Here is a 22,652-nt window from a genome sequence, read left to right on the forward strand (position 1 = left end):
CCTTGCCGCCGCGGCAACATCGCACCGCGGCCGTTTTCTATTGATCCCCGCCGGATCCCTTCTTCAGCGCCGCCAGCGCTGCGAACGGATTGTCCCGCTCCTCGTCGGCCGGCTCGGGCAGCTCGCCGGACTCGTAGGCCCGCCCCGCTGCAATCTCGGCACAGGGCTTTTCGTGGACCGGCATCAGCGGGACCGACATCAGGACCTCGTCCTCGATCAGGTCCAGCAACCGCACCCGCCCCTCGCGGCCGAGAATGACCGGTTCGGCATCCGCCTCGACGTGCTCGGCCTGATCCTCGCTGAACACGAACCGGACCTGCGAGCTCGACGTGACCGGCGTGACCACCGGCTGTCGGCAGCGCGCGCACTCGAGCGCCAGGGCCGCTTCGATGTGCACCTCGGCCGCCAGCGGCTGCACCCCTTGCGACTCGAAGAAATCGACCCGGTAGGCCAGCATCCCGCCGTCGGGAGCCATGTCCCGGCAACGCGGTAGCGCCGCCAGCGGCACCTCGCCCGCCTCGACCGCGCCCGAGCGGCAGGCCGCGCGCACATCCAGTGGCACGGTCAGCTGCCGATCGGTATTCTGGCGGTCATCGGTCGACATCGGCAATATCCTGCTCCGGCGACACGCGACCTCGATCACGCACCGCCAGTCTTGCAAGCGGGAATCTTAATCCGCTAAGTTTACCGGCTTCTCAAACTTTCGCCAAACGAAATGCCACTTCCCCGCCCCAGCCTGGTGCTCGCTTCGGGATCGGCGACACGACGCGCGCTGCTCGACCGGTTGAGACTGCCCTACCGCATCGACCCCGCGGACGTCGACGAGACCCTCGCCGCCGACGAAACGCCGGCCGAGGCGTGCCTGCGCCTGGCGCAACTCAAGGCCGACACCGTCGCTGCCCGCCATCCGGACGCCGTGGTGCTGGGATCGGATCAGTTGCTTGCCTGGGACGGCGGCATTCTCGGCAAGCCCGGCGATGCCGCCACCGCCCGCCGCCAGCTGGGCGAGATCGCCGGCCGCACGATCCACTTCCACGTCGCCCTGCGGGTAATCGGAGCGGACGGTCGGCCGCACGATTGGCAGGAGACCGTCACGGCACAGATGCGCGATCTCTCCGACGAGGAAATCGCCCGCTACGTCGAGATCGAACAGCCGTTCGACTGCGCCGGCAGCATGCGCTCGGAAGGCCTCGGGGTCTGCCTGGTCGAGCGGATGGACAGCGGCGATCCAACCGCGATCCTCGGCCTGCCGCTGATCGCCACCGCCCGCCTGCTGCGCAAAGTCGGCCTCGACCCGCTCGCCGCGGTCTGAGGAACGGCCCGGCCGACACCCGCCGCGACCGGGTATTCCCGCGGCCCGACTCGGTCGCCGAAACGCTGCCGCTCGCCCCGTATCCCGCCGGGAACCGGCTTTCGGCACAACCGACCCGGCAGGCATGCCAAGCGCATTTGACGCCCCCATCCCCTTGCAGTAAAAACCACTACCTCGCCATCGGAAGCCACCGGAAGGACGTCCACGTGACACTGCTAATCGCCGCCCTGCTGGGTGTCATTCAGGGCATCTTTATGTTCCTGCCCGTGAGCTCCACCGCCCACCTGGTGCTGACGCAGCACTGGCTGATCGAGAAGGGTCACCAGCTCCCGCCGCCGGACAGCCCCGAGATGATCCTGTTCGACCTGGTGGTGCATGTCGGCACGCTGGTGTCGATCGTGGTGGTGTTCTGGCCCAGCCTTTGGCGCTTCACCCGGTACACGTCGACCGGCGCCCTCCACTGGGCCTCCGCCGCAGGCCGACACGAGGGCATGCCGCTCTACGTGCGTCTGTTCCTGCTGGGGATGCTGTCCGTTCTGGCCACCGCGGCCATCGGCTTCGGGCTCAAGGCCACCTTCGAACAGGTGTTCGCCACGCCGGCACTGATCGCCGTCACGCTGACCCTGACCGGCATCCTGCTGTGGTGGACCGACAAGCTGGGGCCACGCCGCCGGGGTCTCAAGGGCATCAACGCCAAGGTGGCGACCGTGATCGGCGTGGCGCAGGGATTCGCGCTGGTCCCGGGCCTGTCACGCAGCGCCATGACCATCGTGTTCTCGTTGTTCACCGGCCTCAAGCGCCGCTGGGCCGCCGAGTACAGCTTCTTCCTCGCCATTCCGACCATCCTCGCCGCTACCCTGGTGCAAAGCCTGGAAGTGTGGGGCGACGTCGGCCTCAATGGCGTGGGCCTGATGGCCCTGACGGTCGGCTTCGTGGTTTCGGCCCTGGTCGGCATCGTCTCGCTGAAGCTGGTGATCTACTTCCTGTACCGCGCCCAGCTCAAGATCTTCTCCTTCTACGTCTGGATCCTGGCCGCAGCCGTTCTCTTCGGCTGGATCGACCTGCCGACCTAGCAGCGCAGATCGCTCCAAGACCCTCGCCGAGAACGCTCAGGGCCAGCGGCTACCGAACCACTCCCGCGCACATAGACAAAGCCCCCGACCGCTGATGCGGCCGGGGGCTTTTCGTGCGACAGACGTCGGCCGGGCCGCGCCCGGGATCAGTAGCCGAGACGCTTGCGCGCGATCTGATGCAGCTCGGGATTGGCCGCCGCGCAGACCGTGGTGGTTTCCAGACCGACGCCATTGCCTTCGAGGTCGGTGAACACCCCGCCGGCCTCCTGAACGATCACCGACAGCGCGGCGACGTCGAGCACGTTGACGTCCGACTCGACCACCAGATCGATCGCCCCGCGCGCCAGCAAGTGGTAGTGATAGAAATCGCCGTAACCGCGGGTGCGGTTGACCTCGGTGACCATGGTGGCAAGCCCGGCCCAGCCGACCGGCTGGCGTGCCAGCGTGGTCAGGTTGCCCAGCGACAGGGTCGCGTCGGCCAGCGAATCGACCTGCGAGACGCGCGCCTGCTGGTCCATGTAGAAGGCGCCACCACCCTTCTCGGCGTAGGCGTATTCGCCGAACACCGGGGCGCTGGAGACACCCAGGATCAGCTCGTCGCCCTTCATCAGCGCGATCTGGGTGGAGAAGAACGGGTACTCGCGCACGAAGCTCTTGGTGCCGTCGATCGGATCGACCAGCCAGGTGAACTCCGCCTCCGGCTTGGTCTTGCCGGTCTCCTCGCCGTAGAAGCCGTGATCCGGGAAGGCATCGAGAATGACGGCCTTGATCGCCTTCTCGGTCTCCACGTCGGCGACCGTCACCGGCGTGGCGTCTTCCTTGATCTCGATCTCGACGTTCTGCTGCCAGTAGCGACGAACGACGGCTTCGGCCGCGCGCGCGGCGGCAAGGGCGGTTTCGAGGTATTGGCTCTGCATGACGCGTTTCCTGGTTGTTGTCTGGATTTCGGGCCGGATGCCGGCGTGATGGGCGGCATTGTACCCGAGAGCCGGCCGAGTCCGGACGCGCCGCGGCAGCCTACGGCCAGCGGCGCATGCCGCGCAGCCACTTGAACACGTTGATCAGCGACGACAGGGCCTGCGCGACGTAGGTGAAGGCCGCGGCGCGCAGGATGCGGCGGGCCGGCCGACGGTCGGCACGCTTGAGCAACCCGGTCTCCTTGAGCATCGGCAGGGCGCGGTTGAAGCTCGCGTCGAGCTCGGTCGGCAGCGTGGCCAGGTGCGCGAACACCGGCACGGCCATGGTCATCACCCCGGCGGCAAACATGATCAGCCCGGCCAGCGGCCCCTTCTGGATCACCGACACCACCGGGATGGCCACCAGGATCCAGCCGGCGATGCGCTGGGCCCACTGGGTGCGCTCGACCACCTCCTGTCGGCGCTGGAACGGCGGGTACTGCTCGGCATCCTGCAAGGCGTGACCGACCTCGTGCGCCGCCACCGTGATCGCGGTCAGCGAGCGCCCGGTGAAGTGCGCCGGCGACAGGCGCACCGCCCGGTCGGAGGGATCGTAGTGATCGCCGCTCTTGGTCTGCTCGACCTTGACGTACTCGAGGTGATGACGATCGAGCAGGTAGCGGGCGAGGTCCGCGCCGGAAAAATCGAAGCGGTCGGCCGGCTCGCTGTGGCGGCGCATCACCTGCCCCACCCACCAGCCCGGCAGGTAGGACAGCGCGGCCATCAGGCCCAGACCGATCAGCAACCCGATGCCCATCAGTTCTCCGGCCGCCCGCGATCGATCTGGTAGATCAGATCGCCCGATTGCGACTGCGCGCTGCTGGTCAACTCCAGATGCAGGAACTTGTTGATGCGGTATCGCGTGATCACTTCCCCGACTCCATCGAATACGCCCACGGCATAGCGGACCAGCAGATTCTCCCCGATGCGCTTGCCGACGCTCAAGCGCGCCCCCTCGGCGCCACCCGACGTGGTGAAGCCGATCTCGTCGATACCGAACACCGATTTGACCTGCTGGGCCATCTGATCGCCCTGGCGGATACCCAGCCCGGCAATGGCGTTGAGGAGCAGCGAGGCATCCGCATCACTGCCCGCGGACAACCGTCGGCCGGTAAGCAACAGCGACAGCGCATCACTCGGCGAGGTGGGCGGTCGCGAAAACACCTCGGTTTCGGGGGACTCGAGCGGGCCGACGATCTGCAGCCCGACGACGGTGCCCGCTTCGTCCTGAATCTCTCGGGTCGCGACCACGTCCAGTCCCGGGACAGTCAGCGGGCCGGCGAAGATCAGCCGCCCGCGCTCGACCGAAAGCCGCTGACCATAGGCCTCGTAACGCCCGTCGACCAGCCGGATCTCGCCGAAGGCGCCCACCGGCTGCTGCGGGCGCAGCCGCAGCTCGATCCCGCCGGTCAGGCGCGTGGCCAAGCCCTGGCCGCGCAGGCTCACCGCATCGCCCAGCAGCACGTTGATATCGCCGCTCAACGGATAGCCACCCTGCCGCGGCTCGGCCTCCTCGCCGACGATGACCAGATCCTCGGAATTCTGCCGTGCATTTTCCGGCAGCCGCGCGACATTCGCGATCGCCAGCGGCACGTGGATGCTGCCCGAAAGCCGCCCGCCGGAGGGCGTGAACTCGCCCTCGAGTTCCGGTCGGGCATCCAGCGCCAGGCTGGGCAGACGCAGTACCGGGACGGCGTCCCCGCCCAAAGTGGCGTTCACCCGCCAGTCATCGAGGGTGTTGATCTGCCCGGCGCCGTCGAGCCGGATGCGCCCGCGGCTGCGCGGCATGGCCGTCTCGGTGATGCGCTTATCCTCGAATACCGGTTTCGGCGGCGTATCCGCCTCGCCCAGGAGCGACCCCGCCAACTCCAGCCGCCCCGCCTGATCGATACGCACCTCGACCCGGCCGTCCTCGTAGGACGTGCCGGTGGACAGCGACGTGAAACCGAGCCCCTGAGCGGAGACGCGACCGGACACCCGCGGCGCATCCAGCCGACCGCCCAGGACCAGTTGACCGCCGACCTCACCGGTCAACTCGCTGACCGGCGAGCGGAGCGGGCCGAAGAGACGATCGACCAGGGCGAACAACCGCTGCAGGTCCGCGCGCTCCAGGGACAGTCGCCCATCGACCGACCGATCGCCCAGCGCAAGCCGCCCCTGGCCCGCGATGGTCAGCCAGTCCTCGACACCACCGACCAGATCGGCCTCGACACGCTCACCGGCAAGCGTCGCGGCGAGACGGGTCTCCGGGTAGGTGACCACCTCGGGCTCGGCCTGATCATCGCCCATCGGCTTGAGCCGCACCTCGCTCGCCGGCAGGCGCAACGACAGTCCCGCCGTGCGCTCGTCACCCCCGATATCGGCTTCGCCATCGAGCTGCAAGCGCCCGGCAAACATCGCGCCGTCCGCCTCGCCGGCACGCCACTGCCCCCACAGATCCTGCAGGGCAAGATCACCCTGCATGCTCGCCTGCAGGTGACCGTCGCGCCGCTCGGCGTCGAGGCAGACGGCATCGGCACGCCCCGTCTCCGGCGTGACGCTCATCGGCGCGAGGCACAGGTCGTCGACGCGTTGCGCTGCGGGCGAAAGCAGCAACCCGGCCTGCCCCGGCAGACGCCAGCCCCCCGCCCAGGGAGACTCAAGCGTGAGGCGGGAAATCTGGCCCTGCCAGGCGCCTTCCTGCCAGCCGCCGCGCGCCTCGAGATGGGCCCCGAGTCCGGCATCGGCCGCGTCCTTGAGTTCGATCGTCCAGCGATGGTCCGCCCGTCGCCCATCGGCCTCGACGACCAGGCGATCGAACAGTGTCGACCCGCCGGCGGTGGAGCGCAGTCCGTTGGCCTCGACCGACAGTCGAACCGCACGGGCGTCCAGCGACGTCGCGTCGGTCGATGGCCGATCGAGACGCATGTCTGCCCTGGCCCGATCGAGGGCGTGCCCGGCCAGCCGCAGCCGGTCGGCCTGAAGATCGATACGGCCATGGGGCGCGAGCAGCGGGCCGTCGGCCTGCAGCATCGCCGTCAGCTTGCCGCGCGCGGTCTGTGGGCGGAGTGAGGCCGGATCGACCCCCGGGAGGCGGGCGATCAGATCCCAGGGGAGCTCGGCCAGGTTCGGCACCGACGCTGACGCCTCGACGGCCTCGAGCCGCCAGCGGGCCCAGTCGGGCGAGAGCTGCACTGCACCGTTCACCGACAGCTCCGCCCCCGGTGCCGCGAGCGCCAGTTGCTCCACGGCCAGGCGACCGGAGTCCAGCTGCCCGGCCAGACGGATCTCGGTCGACCGCTCCGCATTCCCGTCGACGTGTTCGGTCAGGCGCAGGCGCGCATCCTCGAGACGGGCCCGGCTCGCCTCGACCCAGTCGTCGAGCGTCACCTCGGCCCGCCAATCGGGGAGACGGCCGTCGAGACGACCACGACTGGCCAGCCGGACCGTCCGTCGTGCCTCGTCGTCCATCGCAACCGGCAACGCATCGATCTGCCACTCGGCATCGAACGTCCGCTCGGGGGTCAACCGCCCGTCGAAATGCAGCTGACCTCCCGCCGCCGTGCCGCTCAATCGGGCCGACGCACGCGCCTCATCGCCCCGCAACTCGAGGGTCACGTTGTCGAGCGCTTCGCCCGCCAGCCGACCTTGCAGATCGGACAACACCACCCGCCCGCGACCCGGCAGCCAGCCATCGGCGGCCTCGACCTGCGCCTCGAGCACGAAATCCAGCGACCCCGGCAAAGACGGCTCGATCCAGGTCGGGTCAAGCGAGCGAGCCTCGCCGGTCAGGTCGACCGACCACGACGGTGCCCAGCGAGCCTCGCCGCGCAAATCCAGCTGACCGCCCAGCGCATCGACGCGCAACGATTCGACGGCAAGGCGCTCTGCATCGGCCGTCATTTGCCCGCAGACCGCTGCCCGCGCGCCGTCCGCCCCCACCCAGGCCAGACGAGGCCTGAGCGACATGCCCTTGCGCAGCGATCCCGCGACCGTGACCGGCCCGTCCAGCCAGCCCCGCGGATGGTCGATCAGCAATTCCAGCCGGGCGGTTACCGGGATCGCCCCCTCCAGCCCGACGCTCAACTCGCCGCGACCGTTCACACGCAGCGCATCGGGCAGGCGCAAGTCGAGGGCCTGAAGCCGGGTGGTCACTCGCGGGGGCTGGTCGCGCGCCTCGAGCTGCGCGCTCAGGCGCGCCTCGGCCAGTTCATAGCGCGTCTCGCCCTGACGGATCACCACCCGCTCGGCCAGCAGCCGCTCGATATCGATGGCCATGGCGGGGATCGCCGGCAGCTCGCCGCGGGTCTCGGTCTCGCCTTCGTCCGTGACCGGCGGCAGCTGGAGTTCGATGCCGTCGAGCGTCAGCTCCGGAATCCGCAACCGTGCCCGCCAGAGGGCGCCGGGATCGATCTGCAGACTTCCGGCCTCCAGGTGCATGCTGGCGCCCTCCTCGGGCTCCCAGCCCAGCCCGGCCACACGCAGGCCGCGCCACGGCGTGCCCGTGACCTCGTCGACGCTCAGGGCATCGAGGTGACGCTCGGCCTGGGCAACCCCCCACTGGACGCCGCCGGGGGTGGCGGTCAGCCACCAGAGGGCGACCAGCCCCGCCAGCACGAGCAGCACGAGCCCCCAGCCCGTGACCAGGGTCAGGCGCCGCAGCCAGACCAGGGCGCAATGTGCGACGCGCCCCGGCCTCAAAACGCAGCCCCCAGCCCGAGGTGCAGGCGTGGCAGCCCGTCGCTGCCGTCCAGCGGCTGAGCCACGTCGAGGCGGACCATGCCGACCGGGGAGCGCCAGCGCACGCCCAGCCCGGCACCGGTCTTGAGCTCGGCCTCGGGGTCGATGTAGGCGTTGCCGGTATCGACGAAGGCGGCCAGGTACCAGTCATCGCGAATCACCGGCACCATCGCCTCGAGGCTGCCGACGAGCAGGTACTTGCCGCCGATCAGCGTGCCCTCGTCGTTCTCCGGGGCGAGCGATTCGTACTCGTAGCCCCGCACCGAGCGATCGCCGCCGGTGAAGAACCGCAGCGAACGCGGCATCTTGTCGAACTCGTCGGTCACGATCATCCCGGCCTCGCCCCGGGCGGCGAGGATCCAGCGCCCGACCGGCAGATAGCCGCCGACGAACACGTCACCGCGCAGGAAACTCGTTGCCGAGAACACGGGCTCGGCCGCCCCCTGCAGGGAGACGTCGACCACTACCCCTTCACTGGGAAACAGCGGATCGTCCAGTCCGTCGTAGCCCAGGCGCCCCCCCAGAATGGCGAAGCCGTTCGACTCGGCCGGCTCGTCGCCATAGCGGGTGCGATCGAGCAGGTATTCGGTGAACAGCGAGCGGGTCCAGCGATCACCCTCGTAGGCCCATTGCAGACCGGTCGCCGCCGCGGTGGTGACGATGTCGTTGTTGTCCTCGCGCGTGGCCCGGGCGTAGATGTCGTAACGCTCGCGCAGCGGGTCGGCGGCGCGCGGAATGGTGTAGGTGGTGTCGATGCGCTGCTCGATCGCCGAGAGCTGGGTGCGCGCCGCCCACCGATGGCCGCGCTTGTTGACGTAGCGCCGCGTCACCTGGGCGCCGACGCGCGGGCCGACGTCGGTGGCATAGCCGGCGCGAAGCTCGTATGACGTACGCGCATTGCGGCGCGTGGTGATGGTGACCGGCACCTCGCGATCCTTTCGTTCGTCCAGATGGGGGCGAACGGACACCGACTCGAAGTATTCGCTGCCGGTGAGATTCTGGTTCATCGCCAGAAGGTCGGTGCTGGTGTAGGGCGCACCCGGTGGCACGCCGGTCAGGCGTCGGGCGAGTGCCGGCTCGAGCACCGACTGCTCGATGCTGACCTCGCCGAAGCGATAACGCTCGCCGGGTTCGAGCGCCAGCGTGATCCGGGCCGACTGCGTCTCGGGATCGACACGCAACTCGCGGGTGGTGAAACGCGCGTCGAGATACCCCTGCTTCTGCACACGCGAAAGCAGACCGTCGCGAAAGGCGTCGTAGGCTGCCTGATCGAGCGCCGCGCCCACCTCGGGACGGCTCTCCTCGAGGAAGGTGCCGACCGGTTCCAGCGACTCGACCGCCGCCGGCAGATCGACGCGGACCGCCTCTATCCGGGTGACCGGGCCGGCGTCGATGTCGAGGGCGGGATCGCGACAGTCTTCACGCGACTCGATCGAGGTGCGGATGCGCGCATTGAAGTGACCGTAGGCCTGCAGCGCTTCCTCGGCGGCCTCGGCCGCCGATTCGAGATAGCGCCGGATCTGGGCGCTGCCTGCCTGGCAGGAGAACCCGATCCGGGGCATGGACAGGCCGACATTGGTGACCAGGCGGGCCTCGGACAGCCCGGTCAGTTGTAGCTGCGGCGTGGGCTCGGCCAGCGCCACGTTCGCCCCGAGCAGCAGTACGCCGGCCAACGACGCGGCAGAACGCCGACCCGGCGCGAACAACTACACCACCTCGGCGAGATCGCCGTTGCGCTCCAGCCAGGCACGACGATCCGCGGCGCGCTTCTTGGCGAGCAGCATGTCGAACACCTCGATGGTGTCGTCGCCCTCGACCTTGAGCTGTACCAGGCGCCGCGTGGCCGGGGCCAGCGTCGACTCGCGCAATTGCACCGGGTTCATCTCGCCCAGGCCCTTGAAGCGGGTCACCTGGATCTTGCCACGGCGTTTCTCGGCCTCGAGCCGGTCGATGATGCCGTCGCGCTCGTGCTCGTCGAGCGCGTAGAAGGTCTCCTTGCCGAGATCGATGCGATACAGCGGCGGCATGGCGACGAAGACGTGACCGGCATCGACCAGTGAGGGGAAGTGGCGCAGGAACAGCGCGGAGAGCAATGTCGCGATGTGCAGGCCGTCCGAGTCGGCATCGGCGAGGATGCAGACCTTGCCGTAGCGCAGCTTGGAGAGATCGTCCGAGCCCGGCTCGAGCCCCAGGGCCACGGCGATGTCGTGCACCTCCTGGCTTGCGAGCACCTGGGCCGGGTCGGTCTCCCAGGTGTTCAGGATCTTGCCGCGCAGCGGCATGATCGCCTGGAAATCCCGGTCGCGTGCCTGCTTGGCCGAGCCGCCGGCCGAGTCGCCCTCGACCAGGAACAGCTCGGTACGCGAGAGATCCGTCGAGGCGCAGTCGGCCAGCTTGCCCGGCAGCGCCGGGCCGCTGGTGACACGCTTGCGGGCGACCTTCTTCTCGCTCTTGATACGGCTCTGGGCCGACTCGATCGCGATCTGCGCGATCCGCTCGCCGATGTCGGGGTGCTGATTGAGGTAGAGCGACAGCGCGTCCTTGACCACGCCGCTGATGAAGCTCGCCGACTCTCGCGAGGAGAGCCGCTCCTTGGTCTGGCCGGCAAACTGCGGATCGTGCAGCTTGGCCGAGAGCACGAAGCGCACCCGGTCGAAGACATCCTCCGGCGACAGACGCACCCCGCGCGGCAAGAGATTGCGGAACTCGCAGAACTCGCGGATGGCCTCGGTCAGGCCCTGGCGCAGACCGTTGACGTGCGTGCCGCCCTGCAGGGTCGGGATCAGGTTGACGTAGCTCTCGGTCAGGCCCTCGCCCGGCTCGGTCGCCCAGACCACCGCCCAGGCGACCTCCTGGGCACGACCGCCGTCGGGCGCCTTCATGTGACCGACGAACCCCTCGGGCGGCAGCACCTCCTGGTCGCGCACGCTTTCCAGCAGGTAGTCGCGCAGCCCGTCGGCGTAGCACCAGTCCTCGCGCTCGCCGCTGGCCTGGTCGGTCAGGCTGACTTTGAGCCCCGGGCAGAGCACCGCCTTGGCGCGCAGCACATGGCGCAGACGCGCCATGTTGAAGCGCGGCTGGTCGAAGTAGCTGGTGTCCGGCCAGAAGGTGAGCGTGGTGCCGGTGTTGCGCTTGCCGACCGTGTCGATCACCTCCAGCGGCCGGGTGACGTCGCCGTGAGCGAACTCGATCTGGTGCCGCTTGCCGTCACGCTTGATGTCGACCACCAGGCGGGTGGACAGGGCGTTGACCACCGAGACACCCACCCCGTGCAGACCGCCGGAAAACTGGTAGGACTTGTCCGAGAACTTGCCGCCGGCATGCAGGCGAGTGAGGATCAGTTCAACCCCGGAGATGCCGTGCTCGGGATGCACGTCCACCGGCATGCCGCGACCGTCATCGGAGACCGACAGGGCGCCGTCCTCGTGCACGACCACGTCGATCGAGCTCGCGTGTCCGCTGATGGCCTCGTCGACGCTGTTGTCGATCACCTCCTGCGCCAGGTGGTTGGGTCGCGAGGTGTCGGTATACATGCCCGGGCGCTTCTTTACCGGATCGAGGCCGGTGAGCACCTCGATCGAGCCAGCGGTATAGTCGGATCGTTCAGCCATAAAACCGTGCATTCCCTTGAGAGTTTGACCCGTGGCGGGGCTCACAGGCGGCCGACGGGCCATCGATGACGGGCCGTCGCGGCCTCGGGGAACCTCTGCACGAATGCCGTACCGCTCTGCGCGTCTTGAGTCGGGCAGCTGCAAGGCGTTCGTCCGCTGCGGAAGGGGCATTCCCTTTCCAAGGACGAGAACGCAGCAGATGCCCGACCCAAGGCGCGCCCTGCGGGGCCTGTCGAGCCGCGCGCGCTCGGCGTTGCGTCGTCTTGACGTGCCCTCGGCACGCCAGCGACGACGCGCCTTGATCACGAACAGCCCGACCGGCCAGAGTGGCACGGCATTCGCGTAGAGGTTCCCAGGGCAAAGTGTACACTCCCGCCCGACAGCTGACACCGGGGTTGAAAACCGGCACAGATGCCGCCATGTCCAGCGGCAGTCGCCCACCCACACACGAGGACCACCCGACCATGAGCGAGAGCGCCCACGTCTTTTCCGTTACCGCCCAGGAATTCCACGACCGGGTGGTCGAGGCATCCCGAGAGACCCCGGTGCTGGTGGACTTCTGGGCGGAATGGTGCGGCCCGTGCCAGCAGCTGATGCCCGTGCTCTCGAAGATCGTCGAGGAGATGGACGGCCAGGTGAAACTCGCCAAGGTCGACACCGAGGCCGAGCAGGAACTCGCCCAGCAGATCGGCGTGCGCAGCCTGCCGACCGTGATGATGTTCGTCGACGGCCGGCCGGTCGACCAGTTCCAGGGCGCCCTGCCCGAGGGTCAGATCCGCGAATTCATCGCCCGCCACGTGCTCTCGGAGATCGACAAGCTGCGCCGCGAGGCCCAGCAGGTCCGTGCCGCCGGCGCGATCGAGCAGGCGATGGACCTGCTCAAGCAGGCCAACCAGCAGGAGCCGGACAACATCGAGGTCCTGCTGGACCTGGCCGACCTGATCGCGGCCGAGGGCGATTTCGACCAGGCATCCCAGATCCTCGATGCCCTGCCGATGGATGCCGCGGCACGGGACGACGTGCGCGAACTCAAGGCGCGCACCGGCATGGCCCGCTCGGCCCAGTCCGGCCCGCCGGAGGACGAGCTGCGCGCGCGGATCGAGGCCGACCCCAAGGACATGGAGGCACGCGAAGCGCTGGCCGCCAAGCTCGCCATGCGCAACGATCTCGAGGAGGCGCTAGAGCAGTACTACCAGATGATGCTGCGCGACCGCGACTACAACGAGGACGCCGGCAAACGCGGCATGATCGACCTGTTCGAGGTGCTCGGCGCCGAGCATCCGCTCACCCGCCGCTATCGGCGCAAGATGTTCGGCCTGCTGCACTGACGCGGCCAACGGGTTACCGCGGCGGCCAGCCATGCACGAGCACCATGCCCCCGAGGAGCTGATCGACCACGCCGGTCGGGCGCTGGGCATCGGCATCGCACTCAACCTCGGCTTCGTGGTGCTCGAGGCGGTCGCCGGCATCCTCGGCCAGTCGATGGCCCTGCTGGCCGACGCGGCCCACAACCTCGGCGACGTCCTCGGGCTGGTGCTCGCCTGGGGGGCGAACCGGCTGAGCCGGCGACTGGCCGACCGGCAGTTCAGCTACGGGCTGGGCAGCAGCACCATGCTTGCCGCCCTGGTCAATGCCATCACCCTGATCCTCTTTTCGCTGTGGATCCTGTGGGAGGCCGGCATGCGACTGCTCGATCCACCGGCCGTCGACGGCCTGCTGGTAATCGGTGTCGCGCTGGCTGGCGTGCTGGTCAACACCGCCACCGCCTGGCTGCTGGTGGCGCAGCAGAAGCACGACCTCAATCTGCGCGGCGCCTTCCTGCACATGGCCGCCGATGCCGCCGTCTCGGTCGCCGTCGCGCTTTCAGGACTGCTGATCCTGCTGACCGGCCTGACCTGGGTCGACCCGGCGCTCAGCATCGTCGTCAGCCTGGTGATCCTGATCCCCGCCCTGGGACTGGCCCGCCAGTCGCTGCAACTGGTTCTTCACGGGGTCCCGGAGGCGGTCGATCTCGACGAGGTCGAACGCCATCTCGCCGCCCTGCCCGGCGTGACCGATCATCACCATCTGCACGTCTGGGCCCTCTCCACCCGGGAAACGGCACTGAGCGTCCATCTGGTCATGCCCGACCCGCCGGACGACGGCGACCGCTTCCTGCATGACCTCCAGGAAACACTCCGCCAGCGCTTCGACATCCGGCACGCCACCGTGCAAATCGAACGCGGCACCTGCCCCTGCCCGATCGACGACTGAGCGACAGCCGATGCCTTAACGCAACTGCAGGCGCTCGAAGAAGGCATCCAGCGCCTGCCGGGCGCAGGCGGCATCCTTGTCGCCGCCGGGCGCGCCACTGACGCCGAGCGCACCGATGGTCGAGCCGGCCGACTCGATCGGCACCGCCCCGTCGAGCACCAGCACCCCGTCGACGTGATTCATCTCCTGGCGAATGTCGCCGCGGTTGGCACGGAAGGCGCCCGAGTCGATGCCCGACAGGATCACCGCGCGCGCCTTGTCGGCAGCGATCTGGCGCGTGAAGCGCGGGGCGTGGGTCGCACGCATCATCACCTGCGGGTCGCCCGACGGGTCGACCACCACCGCGGTGACCGCGTACCCCTGCCCGGCGCAGACCGCCACCGCCTCCTCGGCGATGTCCGCCGCCAGCCCCATGCCGATGCGCTCGCCGGTGACCACGTCACCGGCACCGTCGGCGTGGACCCCGGCCTGCAGGCCGGAGGCGACAAGCAGACACGCCACAAACACCGTCAAGCGTCCCTTCGGTCCTCCCCCCATGGCCAAACCTCCGCTATGGTTGTCGAAACGGACAGGCCGAGCATAGCCGCCCGAATCAGTGCATGGAGTCAAGCATGGGTGACGCACCGCAAGATGATGCCGCCCGCCGCGATCCGATCGCGGCGCTGAGAGAAATCGCGCCCTTCGACCACATCGAGCCCGACCTGCTCGAACGGGTATTGTCCGAGGCCCGGGTCCGCCCCCTCGAACGTGGCGAGGTGCTGCTCGAACCCGGCATGGGGCCACCGGATACCTTCTACGTCCTGCTCTCCGGTCGAGTGGACGGGCTGGCCGACGGTTCCGACGGCCAGCCGGTCTGGTCACTGGGGCGGGGGGATGCCTTCCCGCTGGGCGCGCTCATGGAACAGCGTCCGGTCAGCACCCGCCAGCAGGTCGCCCACCCGGGCGAGGCGGTGACGGTGCCGGCCGCTGCCTTCCGGCGCCTGCGCGAACAGAGCGAGGCCTTCGACGACTTCTGCACCCGTCGCATCGGCCACCTGCTGGCGCGCGGCCCGGCAGGCGAGGAGGAAACCGACGGCCTTGGCGGCTCGGGCGCACTGCTCGACCCCTCCACGCCCATCCGCGCCCGGCTGGAGGGCGAGTCACTGCGACTGGACGGCGACACCCGGCTCGACGAGGCGGCACGCGCCCTCGAGGACCATGGCGGCGAGGCGATCATCGTGCGCCTCGACGCAGGCTGGGGCATCGTGACCCTGCGCGATCTCGCCTTCCGCGGCCTGGCCCGACCCGAGCGCCACCAGCTGACACTGGCCGAAATCGCGACACGTGAGCCGGTGAGCATCGACGCCGACACCTCGCTGCTGGAGGCCGCCGTCAGTCTCGCCGAACACGGCTTTCACCATCTGCTGGTCACCGAGCCCGAGCGCGACGAGCCGCTGGGCGTTCTCGACGAGGCGGCACTCTATCGGGTCAATGCCATGACGCCCGGCCTGATGCACCAACGCATCCGGCGGGCACGCGACATCGACTCCCTGGCGATCATCCGTCAAGAGGTCCCCGGGATCGTCGGAGCACTGCTGGAATCCGGCTCCGGCTTCGCTCCGATCAGCCGGATCGTCAGCGGGGTCAACGACGCCATTGCCCGCCGGGTGATCGCGCTGACCTTCGAGGACGCCCCCCTGCCGGCGGAACTCGACTGGTGTTGGCTGACCTTCGGCAGCGAGGCGCGGATGGAGCAGACACTGGCGACCGACCAGGACAACGGCCTGGTGTTCGCCGGACCGGTCGACGAGCAGGCGGCACGCGAGCTGCTGCTGCCGCTGGCCCGGCGTGTGAACGAGGCACTTGACCAGCTGGGCTATCCGCTGTGCCCCGGCAACATCATGGCCGGCAACCCCGACCTGTGCCGGTCTATCGATGAATGGGGCCGACGCTTCCGCGACTGGATCGACCAGGGCACCCCCGAACACCTGCTCAACGCCACCATCTTCTTCGATGCCCGCGGCCTGGCGGGCAGCGAGGCACTGTTCGACCGCTGGGCAGCCGCCTGGCGGGAGCCGGCGCGCAAGAACAGCCGCTTCCGCCGCCAGCTCGCCGCCAATGCCATGCGCAACCAGCCGCCCCTGACGCTGTTCGGCGGGTTTCGCACCCGCGAGCGGCACGGCCAGCGCGGCATCGACATCAAGACCGATGGCGCAACACCCTTCGTCGACGCCGCCCGCATCGAGGCCCTTGCCGAGGGGGCTGCCGCGACGCGCACCGACCAGCGTCTGGCGCTGGTGCCCGAACGCGCCCTGCCGGCCGAGGATCTCACCGCGGCCTACGACTTCATCCAGCGCCTGCGACTGCGCCATCAGTACCAGCAGGTGGCTCGGGGCGAGACGCCCGACAACCTGATCGATCCGGACGAACTCGACGGCCTGACCCAGCGCCTCCTCAAGGAATCCTTCCGCATCGCTCGCAAGCTGCAGCGTCACCTGGCGCTCGCCTACCAGCTCTGAGCGCCCTGACGGCCTGCAAAGGTTCACTTTTCCCCCGTGCTTCCAGTAGGCTTACGATGCGTCGGCATTGCGTGCCGCGACCAGCTCGTGGCGCGCGATGGAATGTCGACATGGAGATGGAAAACAAAAATCATTCGGATCCGACCGAAACCCCAAGGAGCCTATTATGGAGCACTCATCCAATCGCGCTGATTATTGGCGCGCCAATCTGAAGGTACTGTTCGGCTGCCTGGTCGTCTGGTTCCTGGTGTCCTATGTATTCGGCATCCTGCTGGTCGATACGCTCAACCAGATCTCGCTGGGCGGTTATCCGCTGGGCTTCTGGTTCGCGCAACAGGGCTCGATCTTCACCTTCGTGGTGCTGATCTTCTTCTATGCCTGGCGCATGAATGCCATCGACAAAAAATTCGGCGTCGCCGAAGACTAATAAAGCAGGAGCCAAAGAGACATGGATCTTCAGACACTGATTTACCTGGTGGTTGGCGCCACCTTCGTGTTGTATTTCATCCTCGCGATCGTGGCCCGTGCCGGTACGACCAGCGAGTTCTACGTTGCCGGCAAGGGCATCAACCCGGTCCTCAACGGCATGGCGACCGCCGCCGACTGGATGTCCGCCGCGTCGTTCATCTCGATGGCCGGCCTGATCGCCTTCAACGGCTACTCGGCCTCCGCCTACCTGATGGGCTGGACCGGCGGCTACGTGCTGCTGGCGATGCTGCTGGCGCCGTACCTGCGCAAGTTCGGCAAGTTCACGGTGCCGGAATTCATCGGTGACCGCTTCTACTCCAAGACCGCACGGGTCATCGCCGTCATCGCCCTGCTGGTGATCTCGCTGACCTACGTCATCGGCCAGATGAAGGGTGTGGGCGTCGCCTTCTCGCGCTTCCTCGAGACCTCGGTCGAAGTCGGCCTGTTCGCGGGCATGGGCATCGTGTTCGTCTACGCGGTCCTCGGCGGCATGAAGGGCATCACCTACACGCAGATCGCGCAGTACGTGATCATGATCTTCGCCTACACCGTCCCGGCGATCTTCATCTCGCTGCAGCTGACCGGTCACTTCCTGCCGCAGATCGGTACCGGCGCCGAGCTGACCGACGGCTCGAACCAGTACCTGCTGCAGAAGCTGGACATGATCCTGGTCGACCTGGGCTTCGCCGAGTACACCGGCACCCCGGACCTGATGAACACCTTCCTGCTCACCCTGGCGCTGATGATCGGTACCGCCGGTCTGCCGCACGTGCTGGTGCGCTTCTTCACCGTGCCGCGCGTCCGTGACGCCCGCAAATCGGCCGGCTGGACCCTGCTGTTCATCGCCATCCTCTACACCACCGCCCCGGCCGTCGGCGCCATGGCGATCTGGAACACCCTGAAGACCGTCCAGCCGGGCGCAATCGGGGCCGAGGAAGGCAACCTGCTGTACGAAGAGCGCCCGCAATGGTTCAAGAACTGGGAGACCACCGGTCTGCTCAAGTTCGAGGACAAGAACGACGACGGCCGCATCCAGTACTACAACGACAACAACGAAGAGTTCGCGGCCATGGCCGAGGCCGAGTACGGCTGGGAAGGCAACGAGCTGTACGTCGACCGCGACATCATGGTGCTGGCCAACCCCGAGATCGCGAAGCTGCCCAACTGGGTAATCGCGCTGATCGCTGCCGGTGGTATCGCCGCCGCACTGTCGACCGCCGCAGGCCTGCTGCTGGCGATCTCGTCGGCCATCTCGCATGACCTGCTCAAGGGCGTGATCAAGCCGGACATCTCCGAGAAGGGCGAGCTGATGGCCGGCCGGATCTCGATGACCGTCGCGATCATCATCGCCGGCTACCTGGGCCTGAACCCGCCGGGCTTTGCCGCCCAGGTGGTGGCACTAGCCTTCGGTCTGGCGGCGAGCTCCCTGTTCCCGGCGCTGATGATGGGGATCTTCTCCAAGCGCATGAACAAGCAGGGCGCCATCGCGGGCATGCTGGCCGGCCTGACCATCACCCTGCTGTACATCTTCTGGTACAAGGGCTGGTTCTTCATCCCGGGCACCAACATGCTGCCGGACAACGCCGACAACTGGCTGTTCGGCATCAACCCGACCTCGTTCGGTGCCATCGGTGCAGCGGTGAACTTCATCGTCGCGATCCTGGTCGCGAAGATGACCACCCCGCCGCCGGCGGAGATCCAGGAGCTGGTCGAGGACGTCCGCGTCCCGCGCGCCAGCTGATCGACCCGGGCCGGCAAACGCCGGCCATGAAACAAAAAACCCCGGGCCTGACCCGGGGTTTTTTTGTGCCTGGATTTTGTGTCGACTTCTGCGGAGGTCTCTCCGCCAGGCGCCGAAAGCGACCGTCAGCGCCCGCCGGCAATCACCCAGCCGGTAATACCGGTGAACATCAGGATCACGCCGGCCGGCGCGAGCATCAACAGGTCCATGAACTGGCGCTTGTCCTCTTCGCTGGTGAACACGATCGGACCCAGGCCACCGATCACGCCGACCGCCGACAGGATCGCGCCGAGCACCAGCATGACCTTGGAGGCCCGGGCGAATCCGGGCTGACGGGAGGGCGCCTCGAACCGGTACGGATCACCGATGCCCGGCTCGAACTCCTCTTCGGGATCGGAATCGGGTCGCTTGTCGGAATGGTCGCTCATCGTGGCACCCTCACGCATCTGGGAAAGAGGCAAATCCTAGCAGCGCGGCTGCCCGAACCGAAGCGCGACCGGCCCGACCCCGCCTTTTTGCTAGACTGCCGGCAGACAGCGCGGGCCCGGAGCGAGTCCCGCCCCACCCCATGCACAGCAGAGACGAGGAATATCACCGTGCTCGAATTCTCGGTAAAGAGCGGCGCCCCGGAGAAACAGCGCACTGCCTGCCTGATCGTTGGCGTGTTCGAATCGCGCCGACTGTCGGACGCGGCGGAGACCATCGACCGGGTCAGCGACGGCTTCATCTCGGCGATCACCCGGCGCGGGGACATGGACGGCGAACTGGGCGACACCCTGCTGCTGCACGGTGTACCGAACATCCAGGCCGACCGGGTGCTGCTGGTCGGCCTGGGCAAGGAGCGCGAACTGGACACGCGCGGACTGGTCAAGGCCACGCGCGCCGCGGTCGAGGCCCTGCACCATCGCGGCACCGCCGAATGCGTCAGCCATCTTTCCGAGATCGACGTGCGCGGCAGCAGCATGGAGCAGGTGCTGCGGCAGAGCATCGTCGCGATCGACGATGCTCTCTACCGGTTCGACGAACTGAAGAGCGAGCGTGATCTCGGTCCGCGTCGCCCGCTGCGCAAGGTCACCTTCATCCTGCCGACCCGCCGCGAACTGATGGAGGCCGAACGCTACGTGCGCGAAGCCACCGCCATCAGCAACGGCATGCGCATGGCGAAGAACCTCGCCAACATGCCGGGCAACCTGCTCACGCCCACCACCATGGCCGAGCATGCGCGCAAGATGACCGAAACCCATATGCACCTGTCGGTCGAGGTGCTGGATCAGTCGCGCATGGAAACGCTGGGCATGAATGCCCTGCTCTCGGTGGCCAAGGGCTCCAGCGAACCGCCCAAGATGATCGTCATGGAGCACATGGGCGCTGACGCCGATACGCCGCCGGTCGTGCTGGTGGGCAAGGGCGTGACCTTCGACTCCGGCGGCATCTCGCTGAAACCCGGCCCGGACATGGACCAGATGAAGTTCGACATGGGTGGTGCCGCGGCCACCATCGGCGTGATGTCCGCGGTGGCCGAGATGCAGCTGCCCATCAACGTGGTCGGCATCGTCCCCACCGTGGAGAACATGCCGGACGGCGCGGCACTGAAGCCGGGCGACGTGATCCGCAGCATGTCGGGCCAGACCATCGAGGTGTTGAATACGGACGCCGAAGGCCGGCTGATCCTCTGCGATGCCCTGACCTACGCGACGGGCTACAAGCCGGCGGCGATCGTCGACATCGCCACACTGACCGGGGCCTGCATCGTCGCCCTCGGCCGCCATCCGAGTGGCCTGCTCGCCAACAACGACCCGCTGGCCCGCGAACTGCTCAAGGCCGGTGAGACCGCGAACGACCGCGCCTGGCAGCTGCCGTTGTGGGACGAGTACCAGGACCAGCTGAAGAGCAACTTCGCCGACATGGCCAATATCGGCGGACGCGAGGGCGGCACGATCACCGCGGCCGCCTTCCTCTCCCGCTTCGTCAAGGAGCACCACTGGGCCCACCTCGACATCGCCGGCACGGCCTGGAAGACGGGTGAGGCGAAGGGTGCGACCGGCCGGCCGGTCGCACTCCTCACCGAGTTCCTCATGAACCGCGCCCGCCAGCAACAGGACGGCAACGGCTGATCCCCACCGGCGACACCCAGACGCAAAAACGCCCCCGATCGCCGGGGGCGTTTTTATTTGTGAGACGGATTTGGCTGCACTCGAATCAGCCCTGCTCTGCCGCCCGCTCGAGGTTGCGTCGTCGCTGCTGGCGCTTGCGTTCCGGCAGGTTGTCATAGAGCCGATCGCGCAGGGCGATCATGAACCGCTCGACGTCCGGAATACTCACTCCGGGCACGTCCACCTCCGTGAACGTGCGGGCATAGAGCTTTTCCGCGCTGGCGCGGATCTCGTCGATCAGCGGCAACGCCCGTTCGGTCAGGCGAATGATCTTGCAACGCCGATCGGTGCCGCACTGGACCCGCTCGACCCACTCGTCGCGTGACAGTCGGTCGACCATGGCCACCAGCGACGGCCCCTCGATACCCAGCTCCTCGGCCAGTTCCGACTGGATCAGGCCTTCGGGATAGAGCGACAGGATCGCCATGGTTCGCCACTTGGCCTGACTCAGGCCGTGGTGGGCAAGCTCGTGATCGAGCAACTGGCGCCAGAGCTGGTCAACGCGGTGCAGTAACACCGGGACACGATCCTCGGCGCAGATATCAAATTCGGTCGTCAAGTCGGCCATGCGACCCCCTGCGTGGTGGCGAAGCGATCCCGCCCAGCCTGACCGACCGGGCGGAGTCATTCTGCCACCGCGGTACGCCACCTCCAACTATTAGCCACGCTAACCGCATGTTTACGGAGACGAAAAAACCGCCCGCTGTCAGTGATGACAGGGGCGGTCAAATCTCACCAGGGACGGTCAGCGGTCGCCGTGACGACCGACGAATCATTCACTGAAGATCACGTCAGCCGTCACACCCTCATGGGCAGCGAACTGCTTGAGACGACGAACGGCCTCCAGCTGAATCTGCCGGACACGCTCGCGCGTGCAGCCCAGCAGGCGACCGACTTGCTCCAGCGTGGCCGGCTCGTGGCCACGCAGGCCGTAGCGGCGCATGAGCACCTCGCGTTGCTTGCCCTCGAGCTTGTCGATCAGACGATCGAGCAACTGCAGCACGCCGTTGTCCTGCAGGTCGTCTTCGGGAAGCTGGCTGTTCTCGTCCGGCACCATGTCGAGCAGCGAGAACTCGCCATCACCCTTGAGGGGACTGTCGAAGGACGACTCGCGCTCGTTGTATGACATCACCTTGAGCACGTCCTTGACCGGCTTGTCCAGGTGTTCGGCAATCTGCTCGGGGCGGACATCCCCATTCTGGCTCTGCGCAATACGGCGGGCGGCGCGGTTGTAGGAATGCACCTCCTTGACCACGTGCACCGGGAGCCGAACGGTTCGCGCTTGGTTCATCAGGGCCCGCTCGATGGTCTGGCGGATCCACCAGGTGGCATAGGTGGAGAAGCGGAATCCCCGCTCCGGGTCGAATTTCTCCACGGCTCGCATCAGGCCGAGATTCCCTTCCTCGATCAGGTCGAGGAGATCGAGGCCTCGGTTGATGTAACGCCGTGCCAGCTTGATCACCAGCCGCAGGTTGCAGACGATCATCTTCTGGCGGGCCCACTCCTCACCGGCCTGTGCGCGACGGGCATAATCGACCTCTTCCTGAGGCGTGAGCAGGCGTTCTGTTTCGACGTCCTTCAGGTAAAGGCGAACCGGATCGGGCGACTCGGAATCGTCTACGTTGAAATTGCGGGCAAATTCCGCGGCATCCGGCTCCCCCTCGCGGCGGGTCGCGCGAGCGTCCACCGGGGACTCCGACTGGCCGGCGGCCAGTTCATCCACCTTGCTGGGGTCGACCTGGTTGATGGTGTCGTGAACGATTGCCTGTGCCATGTCGTATCCCTCGCTCGATTGCGCTGTTGCCGAAACGATCTGTGTACAACCTTTGCATAGTCACATGAGGGGATCAATCCCCCTGGCATCGAAT

General features: G+C 67.6%; 18 protein-coding genes. 8 read left to right on the forward strand and 10 right to left on the reverse strand.

What is annotated here, in order from left to right:
• Window positions 1-37 precede the first annotated feature (37 nt).
• The gene (locus AWR35_RS03440; RefSeq protein ID WP_058574551.1) at window positions 38-604 is read right to left on the reverse strand and encodes a YceD family protein; all 567 of its coding nucleotides are present in this window, start codon (window positions 602-604) and stop codon (window positions 38-40) included.
• Between the two features lie 111 nt (window positions 605-715).
• Here AWR35_RS03440 and AWR35_RS03445 point away from each other — a divergent pair, with 111 nt between their 5' ends.
• Both AWR35_RS03445 and AWR35_RS03450 read left to right on the forward strand, forming a co-directional pair.
• Window positions 716-1,312: a Maf family protein gene (locus AWR35_RS03445; protein WP_058574552.1), complete on the forward strand. Its 597-nt coding sequence runs from the start codon at window positions 716-718 to the stop codon at window positions 1,310-1,312.
• A gap of 206 nt (window positions 1,313-1,518) precedes the next feature.
• Window positions 1,519-2,385: an undecaprenyl-diphosphate phosphatase gene (locus AWR35_RS03450; RefSeq protein WP_058574553.1), complete on the forward strand. Its 867-nt coding sequence runs from the start codon at window positions 1,519-1,521 to the stop codon at window positions 2,383-2,385.
• Between the two features lie 146 nt (window positions 2,386-2,531).
• Here AWR35_RS03450 and AWR35_RS03455 read toward each other — a convergent pair whose 3' ends face one another.
• The 5 genes from AWR35_RS03455 to parE all read right to left on the reverse strand — a co-directional run bounded on the left by AWR35_RS03455 (window position 2,532) and on the right by parE (window position 11,671).
• Window positions 2,532-3,302 (reverse strand): inositol monophosphatase family protein, encoded by a 771-nt coding sequence (locus tag AWR35_RS03455; RefSeq protein WP_058574554.1) that lies wholly within the window; start codon window positions 3,300-3,302, stop codon window positions 2,532-2,534.
• A gap of 100 nt (window positions 3,303-3,402) precedes the next feature.
• Window positions 3,403-4,098: a zinc metallopeptidase gene (locus AWR35_RS03460; RefSeq protein ID WP_058574555.1), complete on the reverse strand. Its 696-nt coding sequence runs from the start codon at window positions 4,096-4,098 to the stop codon at window positions 3,403-3,405.
• On the reverse strand, window positions 4,098-8,021 hold the full coding sequence (locus AWR35_RS03465; protein WP_058574556.1) for a translocation/assembly module TamB domain-containing protein: 3,924 nt from the start codon (window positions 8,019-8,021) through the stop codon (window positions 4,098-4,100). Before AWR35_RS03465 ends, AWR35_RS03460 begins: the two co-directional genes overlap by 1 nt.
• Window positions 8,018-9,766 carry an autotransporter assembly complex family protein gene (locus tag AWR35_RS03470; RefSeq protein ID WP_058574557.1) on the reverse strand — a complete coding sequence of 583 codons (1,749 nt, stop codon included), beginning with the start codon at window positions 9,764-9,766 and terminating at the stop codon, window positions 8,018-8,020. Before AWR35_RS03470 ends, AWR35_RS03465 begins: the two co-directional genes overlap by 4 nt.
• On the reverse strand, window positions 9,767-11,671 hold the full coding sequence (gene parE, locus AWR35_RS03475) for a DNA topoisomerase IV subunit B (protein WP_058574558.1): 1,905 nt from the start codon (window positions 11,669-11,671) through the stop codon (window positions 9,767-9,769).
• Window positions 11,672-12,135: 464 nt separating this feature from the next.
• Between parE and trxA the strand changes: the two genes are divergently transcribed.
• Together trxA and AWR35_RS03485 are read left to right on the forward strand one after the other, a co-directional pair.
• Window positions 12,136-12,999 carry a thioredoxin gene (gene trxA, locus AWR35_RS03480; RefSeq protein ID WP_058574559.1) on the forward strand — a complete coding sequence of 288 codons (864 nt, stop codon included), beginning with the start codon at window positions 12,136-12,138 and terminating at the stop codon, window positions 12,997-12,999.
• Window positions 13,000-13,030: 31 nt separating this feature from the next.
• Window positions 13,031-13,924 (forward strand): cation diffusion facilitator family transporter, encoded by an 894-nt coding sequence (locus AWR35_RS03485; RefSeq protein WP_058574560.1) that lies wholly within the window; start codon window positions 13,031-13,033, stop codon window positions 13,922-13,924.
• 15 nt (window positions 13,925-13,939) lie between these two features.
• Here AWR35_RS03485 and AWR35_RS03490 read toward each other — a convergent pair whose 3' ends face one another.
• Window positions 13,940-14,431 (reverse strand): heme-binding protein, encoded by a 492-nt coding sequence (locus tag AWR35_RS03490; RefSeq protein ID WP_231723552.1) that lies wholly within the window; start codon window positions 14,429-14,431, stop codon window positions 13,940-13,942.
• 104 nt (window positions 14,432-14,535) lie between these two features.
• Between AWR35_RS03490 and AWR35_RS03495 the strand changes: the two genes are divergently transcribed.
• The 3 genes from AWR35_RS03495 (at window position 14,536) to AWR35_RS03505 (ending at window position 18,631) form a co-directional block, all read left to right on the forward strand.
• Window positions 14,536-16,422 (forward strand): DUF294 nucleotidyltransferase-like domain-containing protein, encoded by a 1,887-nt coding sequence (locus AWR35_RS03495; RefSeq protein WP_058574562.1) that lies wholly within the window; start codon window positions 14,536-14,538, stop codon window positions 16,420-16,422.
• Window positions 16,423-16,588: 166 nt separating this feature from the next.
• Entirely contained in the window at window positions 16,589-16,849 is a 261-nt protein-coding gene (locus tag AWR35_RS03500) for a DUF4212 domain-containing protein (RefSeq protein WP_058574563.1), read from the forward strand.
• A 21-nt stretch (window positions 16,850-16,870) separates the two neighbouring features.
• A complete protein-coding gene (locus AWR35_RS03505; protein WP_058574564.1) occupies window positions 16,871-18,631 on the forward strand; it encodes a sodium:solute symporter family protein in 1,761 nt (586 codons plus the stop codon).
• A 125-nt stretch (window positions 18,632-18,756) separates the two neighbouring features.
• Here the strand turns inward: AWR35_RS03505 and AWR35_RS03510 are convergent, their stop codons facing one another.
• Window positions 18,757-19,059 (reverse strand): hypothetical protein, encoded by a 303-nt coding sequence (locus AWR35_RS03510; protein WP_156413922.1) that lies wholly within the window; start codon window positions 19,057-19,059, stop codon window positions 18,757-18,759.
• Between the two features lie 168 nt (window positions 19,060-19,227).
• On the opposite strand from AWR35_RS03510, the gene AWR35_RS03515 reads away from it, so the two are divergent.
• Complete coding sequence (locus tag AWR35_RS03515) at window positions 19,228-20,745, forward strand: leucyl aminopeptidase (RefSeq protein WP_058574566.1); 1,518 nt, start codon at window positions 19,228-19,230, stop codon at window positions 20,743-20,745.
• Between the two features lie 85 nt (window positions 20,746-20,830).
• Here AWR35_RS03515 and AWR35_RS03520 read toward each other — a convergent pair whose 3' ends face one another.
• Window positions 20,831-21,352, reverse strand: a complete 522-nt coding sequence (locus tag AWR35_RS03520; RefSeq protein WP_058574567.1) for a MarR family transcriptional regulator — start codon at window positions 21,350-21,352, stop codon at window positions 20,831-20,833.
• A 204-nt stretch (window positions 21,353-21,556) separates the two neighbouring features.
• A complete protein-coding gene (gene rpoS / locus AWR35_RS03525) occupies window positions 21,557-22,558 on the reverse strand; it encodes an RNA polymerase sigma factor RpoS (protein WP_058574568.1) in 1,002 nt (333 codons plus the stop codon).
• Window positions 22,559-22,652 lie beyond the last annotated feature (94 nt).

Origin of the sequence: Guyparkeria sp. WRN-7 (assembly GCF_001641825.1) — a bacterium.
Lineage (GTDB): Bacteria > Pseudomonadota > Gammaproteobacteria > Halothiobacillales > Halothiobacillaceae > Guyparkeria.

What these genes read in the sequence shown, in the direction of transcription:
- AWR35_RS03460 (WP_058574555.1), bottom strand. Translation starts at nt 4,098, where the DNA reads ATGGGCATCGGGTTGCTGATCGGTCTGGGCCTGATGGCCGCGCTGTCC.
- AWR35_RS03440 (WP_058574551.1), bottom strand. Translation starts at nt 604, where the DNA reads ATGTCGACCGATGACCGCCAGAATACCGATCGGCAGCTGACCGTGCCA.
- AWR35_RS03485 (WP_058574560.1), top strand. Translation starts at nt 13,031, where the DNA reads ATGCACGAGCACCATGCCCCCGAGGAGCTGATCGACCACGCCGGTCGG.
- rpoS (WP_058574568.1), bottom strand. Translation starts at nt 22,558, where the DNA reads ATGGCACAGGCAATCGTTCACGACACCATCAACCAGGTCGACCCCAGC.
- trxA (WP_058574559.1), top strand. Translation starts at nt 12,136, where the DNA reads ATGAGCGAGAGCGCCCACGTCTTTTCCGTTACCGCCCAGGAATTCCAC.
- AWR35_RS03500 (WP_058574563.1), top strand. Translation starts at nt 16,589, where the DNA reads ATGGAGCACTCATCCAATCGCGCTGATTATTGGCGCGCCAATCTGAAG.
- parE (WP_058574558.1), bottom strand. Translation starts at nt 11,671, where the DNA reads ATGGCTGAACGATCCGACTATACCGCTGGCTCGATCGAGGTGCTCACC.
- AWR35_RS03445 (WP_058574552.1), top strand. Translation starts at nt 716, where the DNA reads ATGCCACTTCCCCGCCCCAGCCTGGTGCTCGCTTCGGGATCGGCGACA.
- AWR35_RS03520 (WP_058574567.1), bottom strand. Translation starts at nt 21,352, where the DNA reads ATGGCCGACTTGACGACCGAATTTGATATCTGCGCCGAGGATCGTGTC.
- AWR35_RS03510 (WP_156413922.1), bottom strand. Translation starts at nt 19,059, where the DNA reads ATGAGCGACCATTCCGACAAGCGACCCGATTCCGATCCCGAAGAGGAG.
- AWR35_RS03455 (WP_058574554.1), bottom strand. Translation starts at nt 3,302, where the DNA reads ATGCAGAGCCAATACCTCGAAACCGCCCTTGCCGCCGCGCGCGCGGCC.
- AWR35_RS03495 (WP_058574562.1), top strand. Translation starts at nt 14,536, where the DNA reads ATGGGTGACGCACCGCAAGATGATGCCGCCCGCCGCGATCCGATCGCG.
- AWR35_RS03505 (WP_058574564.1), top strand. Translation starts at nt 16,871, where the DNA reads ATGGATCTTCAGACACTGATTTACCTGGTGGTTGGCGCCACCTTCGTG.